This is a genomic window from Anaeromyxobacter sp. SG64, from assembly GCF_022690745.1.
Classification (GTDB): Bacteria; Myxococcota; Myxococcia; order Myxococcales; family Anaeromyxobacteraceae; genus Anaeromyxobacter; species Anaeromyxobacter soli.
In genome coordinates this window covers 1-8,147 of the sequence record NZ_JALCZB010000140.1, presented here as the reverse complement: position 1 = coordinate 8,147, position 8,147 = coordinate 1, and the positions used below count along the sequence as shown (strand labels likewise).

Sequence of the window (8,147 nt, the reverse complement as noted above, 5' to 3'; positions counted from 1 at the left end):
AGCGCTCGCGCCGGAGCCGTCCCCCGGTGCGCGCGCGACGGCGCGGCCGGGGCTCGGCACGGAGTTCGCGGAGGAGCACGCCTCCCACGTGCGCACGGTCCGCTTCGAGCGCGCGAGCGCGAAGCCCGAGGCGGTGCTCGCCCTCCGCTACGACGATCGCGAGGGGCTCGCGGCGCTCGGGATCGACGTGGACGGCCGCTGGGCGGCGCGGCGCGAGGCCTGGCTGCGCGAGACCGCCGAGCCGTTCCGCGAGCGCGGCTACGCCGAGCCGCCTCCCGGCTGGCGCGGGCGATAGCGGGTAGGTCTGGACCGCCCGGCCCGTCCGGGCGGCCCAGCTCCGCTGTGGGGGCCGGTGCGCGGGGGACGCAAAGTCGATCATGCCGATAGGGGCGTGTAGATTGCGGCTCTCTGCCGCACGGCCGTTCGCGTGCGGCAAAAGGGAGCCTCCATGACGCAACCGTCCCGCCGCCTCGATCGTGCTCGCACGAACGTCTTCGCCCGCCGGTTCCTCGCGGCCGCCACGCTCCTCGCGATGGGCCCGCTCGGCGTCCGCGCGGAGCCGTCGACGGCCGCGGCGGTCGCGGCCGCTCCCGAGGCGCCGGCCGCCGAGGCCCAGCCCATCGTGCTCCCCGCCCCGAAGAGCTTCGCGGCCGCCGTGAAGCTCGTCGAGGACGCCGCGGGCGTGAAGGGCGGCCAGATCGACAGCGAGGTCAAGCCGATCCCGCTCTCCGAGGGCCGTGCCTTCGCGGTCGACACCCGCACCGCGGAGCGGCTGCTCGCGGGCAGCCACACGACGTTCCGCAAGGCCGGGGTCTACCTGTTCCGCTACGAGCGCAGCTTCGGCCTCGCTGGCGAGAAGGACCTCGTGGGCCTCCTCGCGACGGCCGACCCGAACGTCGTGATCCGCCGCATCGGCACGGCAGGCCCGAAGCGCGGGGTGACGAGCGAGCAGATCGTGGCGTGGCTCTCCACCCTGGAGCGGGACGAGGCGTTCGAGCTGTACGAGATCGGGGCGGACTACGTCGCCGGGCGGTTCCAGCGGCAGCCGAAGGACCCGGAGAAGATCGCGCGCCGGGCGGCCGAGATCGCGCCCGACCTCGTCGCCGGGCACTCGAACCCGATCGCCGGGCTCGCGGACCTCATCGGCAAGCACCGCACGCTGTACCTGATCTGGGAGTGAGCCGCCGTCGCGCGCCGTAGGCGCCGCGCTCAGCCGAGCGCCGCGAGCTCCTTCTTCAGCACCTTCCCCATGGCGTTCCGCGGCAGGCTCTCGACGAGCCGCACCGCGCGCGGGCGCTTGTGGGGCGAGAGGAGCCGGGCGACGTGCTCGGCGAGCTCCTCCGGGCGCGGGGCCGCGCCCGGGGCGGGGACCACGAACGCCACGATCCGCTCGCCGAGATCCTCGTCGGCGACGCCGATCACGGCCGCCTCCCGCACCGCGGGGTGCTCGAGCAGCGCCGCCTCCACCTCCCCGGCGCCGACCTTGTAGCCGCCGGTCTTGATGAGGTCGGTGGCGCGGCGGCCGACGATGCGCACCTCGCCGCCCGGCCCGATCGACGCGATGTCTCCCGTGTAGAAGAAGCCGTCCGCGTCCATCGCCGCGGCCGTCGCGTCCGGCCGGTTGAGGTAGCCCGCGAACACCGTCGGGCCCTTCACCGCCACCTCGCCGAGGACGTCGGGGCCCGGCTCGAGCGGGCGCCGCGCGTCGTCCACGAGGCGGAGGGTGACCCCGGGCAGCGGCGGCCCGACCGCGCCCGGCGTGCGCGGGCCGTCGTGGCGCGCGGCGGTGAGGATGAGCGTCTCGGTGAGGCCGTAGCGCTCGACGACGCGCTGCCCGAACAGCCGGAACAGGCGGTCGTTCTCGCGGACGGGCAGCGCCGCGGACCCCGAGACGAGGAGCCGCGCGCACCCGAGCCGCCGCGCCTCGTCTGGCCTCGCCTCGCAGTGCTCGGCGAGCCGGTGGTACATCGTGGGCACGGCGAAGAGCATCGTGCCGCCGCCCTCCATCGCCGCGCACACCCCCTCCGGCGTGAAGCGGGGGAGGAGCAGGATCGACGCCCCGACGCGCAGGGACCCGAGCACGCCGAGGACGAGGCCGTGCACGTGGAAGAGCGGCAGCGCGTGCACGAGCGCGTCGCGATCCGTCCACCCCCACGCCGACACGAGCGCGTCGAGGTCGAACGCGGCGTTCCGGTGCGTGATGATCGCGCCCTTCGGCTTGCCGGTGGTGCCCGACGTGTAGAGCACGAGGAGCGGGTCGTCCGGGCGGGGCGCCGGCGGCGAGGCGCCCGGGCCGTCGAGCGTGATCCCCCGGACGTCCGGCGTGCGCGCCCGGAAGGAGGCGGGGTCGGCCGCGAGGACGAGACGCGGCGCGGCGTCGGCGAGCACGTGGCCGAGCTCGCCCTCGCCGAGCGCCGGGTTGAGCGGCACCGTCGCCACCCCGGCGAGCGCGTCGCCGATGACGGCGGCGATCGTCGCGAGCTCGGGCGTCGCCCAGAGCGCGACGCGCTCGCCTGCGCGGACGCCGTCCTGGAGCAGGCGGGCCGCGTGGGCGCGCGCGGCGCGGTCGAGCTCGGCGTAGGAGACGTCGGCGCGACGCGGCGCGGCGCCGGCGCGCGTCACGGCCGCCGGGCCGGCGCTCGCGATGACGCGCAGCGCCACGCGGCCGCCGCGCGCCGCGAGCTCGGGGAGGAGCGGGTGCATGTCCCCGGAGTGTAAGGCCCGTCGCCGCGGGCCCGGGTCTCCGTTGGGGCCCAGGTGGATCTTCGCGTTGCGCCGGGACCATCGTGTCGCGAAGCCGTAATCCATAATTACGGAGACGCAGCTCTCCTTCGCCCTGGAGGCGCTCATGAGCACTCGCAACCCCCGCCGGCCGTACGCCCCGCTGCTCCTCGCGCTGGCCGCGCTCGCCGCGGCCGCCGCCCTCCCCGGCGCCGCGGCCGCCGCCGACAAGGACAAGATCCTGATCGGCGCGACGCTGCCGCTCACCGGCGCGGAGGCCCGCGTCGGCGGGTTCTTCAAGGAGGGCTACGACCTCGCGTTCGAGCAGGTGAGCAAGGCCGGCGGCCTCGAGGTCGGCGGCAAGAAGCTGCCGGTGCAGTTCCTCCTCCTCGACGACACGAGCACGCAGGCGTCGGCGGTGAGCCTCGCCGACCGGCTCGTGAACAGCGACCGGGTCGACTTCCTCCTGGGCACCTACGCGAGCCACCTCGTGGAGGCGCAGAGCACGGTCGCCGAGCAGAACCGCGTGCCGTACGTGAACGGCGGCGGCGGCGCGACCAAGATCTACAAGCGCAAGTTCAAGTACCTCTTCGGCCTCATCTCCCCCGTCGAGCTGCTCGGCGGGACGCTCATGCAGTGGATGGACGAGCAGCAGAAGGCCGGCAAGCTGCCGAAGCCCGCGAAGATCGCGCTCCTGTGGGAGAACACCGCGCACGGCAAGGACTTCCGCAAGGGCGTCTCCGACTTCGCCGGGAAGAGCGGCGGCGCGTACCAGGTCGTGGTCGACGAGTCGTTCGAGCTCAACGCGCGCGACTTCGGGGCGCTCCTCGGGAAGGTGAAGGCCGCGAACGTGGACCTGTTCCTCGTGGACGCCCACCTGCCCGACTACATCACCATGCACCGTCAGTACGTGGCGAACGGGATGTGCCACAAGGTCGTGAGCTACGGCGCGCGCGGCGGCGAGAAGGACGCGGTGAAGGCGCTCGGGCAGGAAAACGTGAACTACGTCCTCTCCGGCGTCTGGTGGAACGCGCAGCTCGGGACGAAGCCCGGCCCCTCGCAGGAGTTCGTGAAGGCGTTCAAGGCGAAGTACGGCGGCCGCGAGCCGGAGTGGTTCCAGGCGCTCGCGTACGAGAGCGCGCGTGCCCTGTTCACCGCCATCCAGCAGGCGGGCAAGGTCGACCGGGAGGCGGTGCGCGCCAAGCTCGCGTCGATGAAGATGCCGTCGCTCCTGCCCGGCGGGACCCTCGAGTTCAAGGCCGAGTTCGGGCAGCAGGCGCAGAACTCGTTCGTGGTGCAGCAGAACCAGCCGGACGGCACCTCGCCCATCATCTTCCCGAAGGACGTGGCGAGCGCCGCCGGCGTCGCCCCGAACCCGCGCTGCGCGAAGTGATCCCGTGGACCGCTTCGTCGACCTCGCCGTCTCCGCGGTGCTGCTCGCCGGGCTCTACGCCACCATGGCGTACGGGCTCGGCCTCATCTACGGCGTGCTCCGCGTGGTGAACCTCGCCCATGGCGGGGTCATCATGGCCGGCGCCTACCTGGGCTGGATCCTCCACGGGTGGCTGGGGCTCGACCCCTACCTGGCCATCCCGCTCGTCGTGGGCGTCACGTTCCTGCTCGGCGTCCTCACCTACCGGGTGCTCGTGCGCCACCTGCCGCGCGGCGCCGCGGGCGGGCCCGCCTCGCTCCTGCTCCTCTTCGGCGTGTGGCTCGTCCTCCGCAACGCGGCGTACCTGCTCTTCAGCGGGAACGACCAGACCATCCGGACGGCCTACTCGACGCGGGCGATCCCGCTCCTCGGCTCGTACGTCTCGGTGAACCGCCTCGCGGTGCTCGCGATCGCGGTCGTCACCCCGGCGGCGCTGCAGCTCCTGCTCAAGCGGACGTACCTCGGCCGCGCCATCCGCGCCGTGGCGCAGAACGCGGACAGCTGCACGCTCGTGGGGATCGACGTGGAGCGCATCTACACGATCACCTTCGGGCTCGGCACGGCCCTCGCCGGGCTCGCGGGGCTCCTCTCCGCGACGATCTTCTCGTTCAACCCCGGGTTCGGGTCCGGCGAGCTCCTCAAGTCGTTCGTGGTGGTGGTGCTCGGCGGCCTGGGCAGCGTGTTCGGGACCGGGATCGCGGCCCTCGTCCTCGCGGTGGTCGAGGTGTTCGCGATCCTCGTGCTCCCCTCCTACCTCACGGCGGCGGTCGGCTTCGTCATGCTCGTGCTCGTCCTCGTGTTCCGGCCGGGCGGGCTCTTCGGCCAGCGGGTGCTCGGATGAAGTTCGCCTGGCCTCCGATCGTGCCGCGCTGGGCGCTGGCGGCGTTCGTCCTCGTCGTCGCCGCGCTCGCCGTCGCGCCCGCCGCGCTCGACCTCTCCATCTACTCGAAGAACCTCGTCACGCTCGCCTTCCTGATGATCTCGGGCGCGCTCGCCTGGAACTGGATGGGCGGCTTCGTGGGGCAGGTGAGCTTCGGCCACGCGGCGCTGTTCGGCGTGGGCGGGTTCGTCGCGGCGCGCCTCATGATCATGGAGCCGCCCGCGCCGGCGCCGCTCGCCTGGCTGGTGGGCGGGATCGCGGCGGGCATCTTCTCGCTCGGCGCGCACCCGATGCTGCGGCTGCGCGGGCCGTACTTCTCGATCGCCACCATCGGCGTGGGCGAGGCGGCCCGGCTCCTGTTCACCTACTGGGAGGACTTCACGGGCGGCTCCTCCGGCCTCTCGCTGCCCATCGACGTGGAGATGAAGGACCGGCTCTACTTCTGGGGGCTCGGGCTCGCGGCCCTGGTCGTGGCGGCGTCGTTCCTCATCCGTCGCTCGACGCTCGGGCTGCAGCTCCTCGCCATCAAGGCCGACGTGGACGCCGCCGCAGACGTCGGGGTCAACGCGACCTTCTACCAGGACCTCGTCTTCGCGCTGTCCGCGGTGGTGGTGGGCATCACCGGCGGGCTCTACGCCGCGTACTTCAGCTTCATCGAGCCGGGCGACATGTTCGGCTTCGATCGCTCGATCGCCTTCGTCCTCATGTCGGTGATCGGCGGGGTGGGGACGGTCCTCGGACCGGTGCTCGGCGCGATCGTGTTCGTGCTGCTGCGCCAGTTCCTGCTCGCCTCCTACCCGCAGCTCTACCTGGGCCTCTACGGGCTCCTCCTCATCTTCATCATCCTCTTCGAGCCGCTCGGGCTCACCGGCCTCGCGCTGCGCCTCGCCCGCGCCGTGCGGCGCCGCGCGCGCCGCGAGCCGCGCGAGTCGCTCGCCTGACCGACCCCATGCCACCGCTCCTCAGCTGCCACGCGGTCTCGAAGAGCTTCGGCGGCCTCAAGGCCGTCGACGAGGTCACGCTCGAGCTCAACGAGGGCGAGATCCTCGGCGTCATCGGCCCGAACGGCGCCGGGAAGACCACGCTCTTCAGCCTCATCGCGGGCTCGATCCGGCCGACCTCGGGCGAGGTCCGGCTCCAGGGCTGGCGCGTCTCGGGGTACGCCGCGCACCGCGTGGTGCGCGCCGGGATCGTCCGCACGCACCAGATCGTGCGGCCCTTCCCGAACCTCACCGTGGCCGAGAACGTCGCCGTCGGCGCGATCCACGGCAGCTGGCGCGCGGAGGGCACGCCGCGCCAGCGCGCCGCGGAGATCGTCGAGTTCGTCGGCCTGGCCGACCGCGCCGGCCAGCTCCCCGGCGCGCTCACCCTCTCGGGCCGCAAGCGGCTCGAGCTCGCGCGCGCCCTCGCCACGGTGCCCCGGGTGCTCATGCTCGACGAGGTCATCGCCGGCGTGAACCCCGCCGAGGCGATGAAGCTCGCCGCGCTCATCCGGCGCATCCGCGACGAGCGGAAGGTCTCGGTCATCATGATCGAGCACGTCATGCCGGCGGTGATGTCGCTCTCCGACCGGGTGGCCGTGCTCGACCACGGCAAGAAGATCTCCGAGGGCCTGCCGGCCGAGGTAGTCCGCGATCCGCTCGTCGTCGAGGCCTACCTCGGCAAGGGCCACGAGGTGAGCGCGTGAGCGAGCCCCTCCTGAGCGTCGACGCGATCGACGTGTTCTACGGGGACATCCAGGTCCTGTACGGCCTCAGCCTCGAGGTGCGCGAGGGCGAGATCGTCACGCTCCTCGGCTCGAACGGCGCGGGCAAGACCACCACGCTGCGCGCCGTCTCCGGGCTCCGGCGCCCGCGCGCCGGGGACATCCGCTTCCGCGGGAAGTCGCTCGTGGGTCTCCCCGCCGCCGGCCGGGCGGAGCTCGGGATCGCCCTCGTCCCCGAGGGCCGCGATCTCTGGGCCCAGCTGACCGTGCGGGAGAACCTCGATCTCGGCGCCTACCACCCGCGCGTGCGCGCGAACGCGGCGCGCAACCTGGAGCGGGTGTTCACGATGTTCCCGCGCCTCTCCGAGCGGAGCGGCCAGATCGCGGGCAGCCTCTCCGGGGGCGAGCAGCAGATGTGCGCCATCGGGCGGGCGCTCATGGGAGAGCCCGTCCTCCTCATGCTGGACGAGCCCTCCCTCGGCCTCGCGCCGATCCTGGTCGACCAGGTGATGCGGACCGTGTCCGACCTGCACGCCCAGGGCATGACCGTCCTGCTCGTCGAGCAGAACCTGCGCAAGGCGCTCGAGGTGGCGCAGCGCGGCACCGTGATCGAGACCGGGCGCGTGCGGCTCGAGGGGACGAGCGCGGAGCTCTCCGCCAACCCCGAGATCCGCACGGCGTACCTCGGCCTCTGAGCGGAGAGCGACCCGATGACGCGCATCGCCCAACGCGCGCTGTACGAGGAGGTCGCCGAGCGGCTCCGGCAGCTCATCTACGCCGGCGATCTCGAGCCGGGGACGTGGATCGACGAGCGCGCCCTGGTCGAGCGCTTCGGCATCAGCCGGACGCCGCTGCGCGAGGCGCTGAAGGTGCTGCACGCGGAGGGGCTCGTGCGCCTCACGCCGCGCCGCGGGTCGTTCGTCTCCGGCGAGCTGACGCCGCGGGACCTCGACGAGATCTTCCCGCTCATGGCGCTGCTCGAGGGGCTGTGCGCGCAGGAGGCGGTCCGCAAGGCCGGACCGGAGGACGTCCGCCGGCTCGAGGCGCTCCACGAGCGGCTCGAGCGCTGCGCCGCGGCGGACGACGTGGGCAGGTACTACGAGCTCAACTACCTCTTCCACCAGGCGGTGCAGGACCTCGCCGCGAACCCGTGGCTGTCGCGCATGGTCTCCGAGCTGCGCCAGTTCCTGCGGCTCCTGCGCGGCCGCCAGCTCCGCGTGCCCGGCCGGCTCGAGGCCTCGCTCGCCGAGCACCGCAAGCTCATGCGCGCGCTCCGGCGCGGCGACGCGGAGGAGGCCGAGCGGGTGATGCGCGCCCACCTCATGGCGCAGCGCGCGGCGCTCGCGGTGCAGGACGCGATGGCGAGGCCGGGCCGCTCGCGCGCGGCCGCGGCGGGGGCGCCGAAGGCG

Annotated in this window: 9 protein-coding genes; 8 read left to right on the top strand and 1 reads right to left on the bottom strand. The window is 73.4% G+C overall.

The window, feature by feature from the left end; translation table 11 throughout:
* Both MNZ29_RS22740 and MNZ29_RS22735 read left to right on the top strand, forming a co-directional pair.
* The coding region (locus MNZ29_RS22740; RefSeq protein WP_242341567.1) for a hypothetical protein at nucleotides 1-295 on the top strand (295 nt) is incomplete at its 5' end.
* Nucleotides 296-448: 153 nt separating this feature from the next.
* A complete protein-coding gene (locus MNZ29_RS22735) occupies nucleotides 449-1,180 on the top strand; it encodes a DUF4253 domain-containing protein (RefSeq protein ID WP_242341568.1) in 732 nt (243 codons plus the stop codon).
* 29 nt (nucleotides 1,181-1,209) lie between these two features.
* Here MNZ29_RS22735 and MNZ29_RS22730 read toward each other — a convergent pair whose 3' ends face one another.
* Nucleotides 1,210-2,703, bottom strand: a complete 1,494-nt coding sequence (locus MNZ29_RS22730) for an AMP-binding protein (RefSeq protein ID WP_242356866.1) — start codon at nucleotides 2,701-2,703, stop codon at nucleotides 1,210-1,212.
* Between the two features lie 145 nt (nucleotides 2,704-2,848).
* Between MNZ29_RS22730 and MNZ29_RS22725 the strand changes: the two genes are divergently transcribed.
* From MNZ29_RS22725 to MNZ29_RS22700, 6 genes are all read left to right on the top strand, one after another.
* Complete coding sequence (locus MNZ29_RS22725; protein ID WP_242341424.1) at nucleotides 2,849-4,114, top strand: amino acid ABC transporter substrate-binding protein; 1,266 nt, start codon at nucleotides 2,849-2,851, stop codon at nucleotides 4,112-4,114.
* A gap of 4 nt (nucleotides 4,115-4,118) precedes the next feature.
* Nucleotides 4,119-4,994, top strand: a complete 876-nt coding sequence (locus tag MNZ29_RS22720; RefSeq protein WP_242341423.1) for a branched-chain amino acid ABC transporter permease — start codon at nucleotides 4,119-4,121, stop codon at nucleotides 4,992-4,994.
* Nucleotides 4,991-5,974: a branched-chain amino acid ABC transporter permease gene (locus MNZ29_RS22715; RefSeq protein ID WP_242341422.1), complete on the top strand. Its 984-nt coding sequence runs from the start codon at nucleotides 4,991-4,993 to the stop codon at nucleotides 5,972-5,974. The genes MNZ29_RS22720 and MNZ29_RS22715 overlap by 4 nt, the downstream gene beginning before the upstream one ends.
* An 8-nt stretch (nucleotides 5,975-5,982) precedes the next feature.
* Nucleotides 5,983-6,720: an ABC transporter ATP-binding protein gene (locus MNZ29_RS22710; protein WP_242341421.1), complete on the top strand. Its 738-nt coding sequence runs from the start codon at nucleotides 5,983-5,985 to the stop codon at nucleotides 6,718-6,720.
* Nucleotides 6,717-7,433: an ABC transporter ATP-binding protein gene (locus tag MNZ29_RS22705; protein ID WP_242341420.1), complete on the top strand. Its 717-nt coding sequence runs from the start codon at nucleotides 6,717-6,719 to the stop codon at nucleotides 7,431-7,433. Before MNZ29_RS22710 ends, MNZ29_RS22705 begins: the two co-directional genes overlap by 4 nt.
* Nucleotides 7,434-7,448: 15 nt before the next feature.
* Nucleotides 7,449-8,147: GntR family transcriptional regulator (locus MNZ29_RS22700; protein ID WP_242356864.1), on the top strand; the 699-nt coding region annotated here is incomplete at its 3' end.